The 2305-nt window shown below is 70.7% G+C and carries 4 protein-coding genes; 1 reads left to right on the top strand and 3 read right to left on the bottom strand.

Going from position 1 to position 2305, the window contains the following annotated elements; genetic code table 11:
- Positions 1-8 precede the first annotated feature (8 nt).
- The gene (gene arfB, locus Q4F73_RS10930) at positions 9-458 is read right to left on the bottom strand and encodes an alternative ribosome rescue aminoacyl-tRNA hydrolase ArfB (protein ID WP_303359376.1); all 450 of its coding nucleotides are present in this window, start codon (positions 456-458) and stop codon (positions 9-11) included.
- Positions 459-481: 23 nt separating this feature from the next.
- On the opposite strand from arfB, the gene Q4F73_RS10925 reads away from it, so the two are divergent.
- Positions 482-1189, top strand: coding sequence for a PIG-L deacetylase family protein (locus tag Q4F73_RS10925; RefSeq protein WP_303359375.1), 708 nt, complete (start codon positions 482-484; stop codon positions 1187-1189).
- Here Q4F73_RS10925 and Q4F73_RS10920 read toward each other — a convergent pair.
- Positions 1186-1797, bottom strand: coding sequence for an NAD(P)-dependent oxidoreductase (locus Q4F73_RS10920; RefSeq protein ID WP_303359374.1), 612 nt, complete (start codon positions 1795-1797; stop codon positions 1186-1188). The two genes, Q4F73_RS10925 and Q4F73_RS10920, sit on opposite strands and share 4 nt — an antisense overlap.
- A 10-nt stretch (positions 1798-1807) precedes the next feature.
- The coding region (locus tag Q4F73_RS10915; RefSeq protein WP_368660525.1) for a protein-L-isoaspartate O-methyltransferase at positions 1808-2305 on the bottom strand (498 nt) is incomplete at its 5' end.

Raw genomic sequence — 2305 nt, 5'->3', positions numbered from 1 at the left:
GCGCCCGCTCACTCCCCGGACCGGTCCGGCCTCCTCCGCGCGGACTTGATGTCCGAGCGATGCCGCTTCGCTGCTAATCGACGCCGCACCGACCCCCGCGTCGGCTTCGTCCGCCGGCGCGGGGGCGGGGGAGGAGCCAGGGCCTCGCGCAGCAGTGCGGCGAGGCGGCGGCGGGCCTCGGCGCGGTTGCGCAGCTGCGAGCGCTGCGTCGATGACTCCACCTGCAGGACCGTGCCCGCCAGGCGATGGTCGAGGTTCCGGAGCGCCCGGCGACGCTGGTGCTCGTCCAGGGCGGTCGTGGTGGCCAGATCGATGGACAGCTGCACCCGGCTGTCGGTGGTGTTGACACCCTGGCCGCCGGGACCGGAGGACCGGGAGAACTGTTCGTGCAGGTCGGCGGCAGGAATGCTGAGCCCGCCGGGGATGCCGGGGCCAGGGTCGAGCCGGAGCGGTTCCATGGCAGCGAGTATAAGGTGGCGCCATGACAACAGACGTGCTGCCCACCTTCGATACTTCCGAGGTCTCCCGCGTCCTCGTCGTCGTGGCCCACCCCGACGACGCCGAATACGGCCTCTCCTGCGCGGTGGCCGAATGGACGGATGCCGGGGTGGAGGTCGGCTATCTCCTGCTCACCCACGGCGAGGCCGGCATCCGCCACATGGATCCGGCCGAGGTCGCACCCCTACGGGCCGAGGAACAACGCCGGGCCTGCCAGATCGTGGGCGTCCACGACCTCACCCTGCTGGAGCATCCCGACGGCCAGCTCACAGATTCCCTGGAGTTGCGTCGGGATATCGCGAAACACATCCGCCAGTTCCGCCCGGACACGGTCATCACCGCGAACTTCGAGCTCGAGGCCTACGGCTCCTTCAACCAGGCGGATCACCGCGTGGCGGGACTGATGACCGTCGATGCTGTCCGGGACGCGGACAACCCCTGGGTGCACCGCGACCTGGATCTACCGGCACACAAGGTGCAGCGGCTGCTGGTGGCCAACCCGGGGGAGCCGACCCATCGGGTGCTCATCAGCGAGGACGCCCGGCAACGCGGCATCGACTCCCTGGCCTGCCACGAGGTTTACTTCGAGGCCCTGCCGGATCACCCGACGCCGGAGGAGTTCATCCCCATGATGCTCGAGCAGCCCGACGGCGCGCACGCGGTGAGCTTCCGGGTGTTCGATCCGATCTAGCTGCTGACGCCGTAGGCTTTCCGGATCGTCGACTCGTCATCCAGGGTGCCGAGCATGAACCTGGCCAGGTCAATGCGCGGCACGGTGGCGCTCAGGGTCTCCGGGGAGGACACCTCGAGGGCGCGGACCTGGTCGGTCGGCGGGGCGTTGCGCAGCCCGGTGGGCCGGACGATGGTCCAGTCGAGCCCGGAAGTGCGCACCTCCTCCTCCTGCTCGTTGTGATCGGCCAGCGGCTTGCGCAGGAGCATCTGCATCACCTGCCGCAGGGGGACGGGCAACTGGGTGGCGGAATTCCCGGCGCCCAGCGAGGACTGCACCAAAAGGCGTCGGACCCCGGCCTCCTTCATCGCCGCGATGACGGCGCGTGTGACCTCGGCGCGTGCGTGCCGACGTCCGCGGGTGGCGCCGACGGTGACCACGACGGCGTCGGCACCCGCCAGGGCTTCGCGCAGTACGGCCGGGTCGGTGGCGGAGCCGGTGACCGCGCGGGTTCCGGCGGGGACGGTGCCGCGGCGGGAGACGACGGTGACGTCGTGGCCGGCCTGACGGGCGGCGATGGCGACCTGTGCGCCGGTGCCGCGGGATCCTCCGATGACGGTGATGTTCATGGCCCTCACCCTAGCGCCGACGCAGCAACGGCACGAAGCGGAAGCGCCCGTGCCGGGTCACCGTGACCTCGTCCCCGGCGCGCTCCACCCGCAGCATCTCCCCGTCGACCGGGATGACCATGACACCGCCTGCCGCCAGTTGGTCCACCAGTTCATCCGGCAGCGAGGGGGCTTCCGCCGAGACCAGGATGCGGTCGAAGGGCGCCAGCTCCGGCAGGCCGAACACCCCCGCTGTGGCCTGATGCACCCGGACCTTCCGCCCGGCGGCGTCGAGGTTGTGCTGGCCGAACTCGACGAGTTCGTCGACCAGTTCCACCGCAGTGACCTGGCCGGTGGTGCCGACCAGCTCGTGGAGCAGTGCCGTACTCCACCCGGAGCCGGAGCCGACATCGAGGACGCGGTGGCCGGGACGGGGATCGAGCAGCCGGAGCATGAAAGCGACCGTCCACGGCTGCGAGTTCGTCTGCCCGTGGCCGATGGACAGGGGAGCGTCGATACCGGCCTGTCC

Source organism: Corynebacterium sp. (assembly GCF_030535495.1).
GTDB lineage: Bacteria > Actinomycetota > Actinomycetes > Mycobacteriales > Mycobacteriaceae > Corynebacterium.
The sequence above is the reverse complement of the archived record's forward strand: the minus strand, read 5'-3'. Positions and strand labels throughout refer to the sequence as shown.

Coding starts and splice junctions, on each gene's coding strand:
- arfB (WP_303359376.1), bottom strand. CDS start 458: ATGGAACCGCTCCGGCTCGACCCTGGCCCCGGCATCCCCGGCGGGCTC.
- Q4F73_RS10925 (WP_303359375.1), top strand. CDS start 482: ATGACAACAGACGTGCTGCCCACCTTCGATACTTCCGAGGTCTCCCGC.
- Q4F73_RS10920 (WP_303359374.1), bottom strand. CDS start 1,797: ATGAACATCACCGTCATCGGAGGATCCCGCGGCACCGGCGCACAGGTC.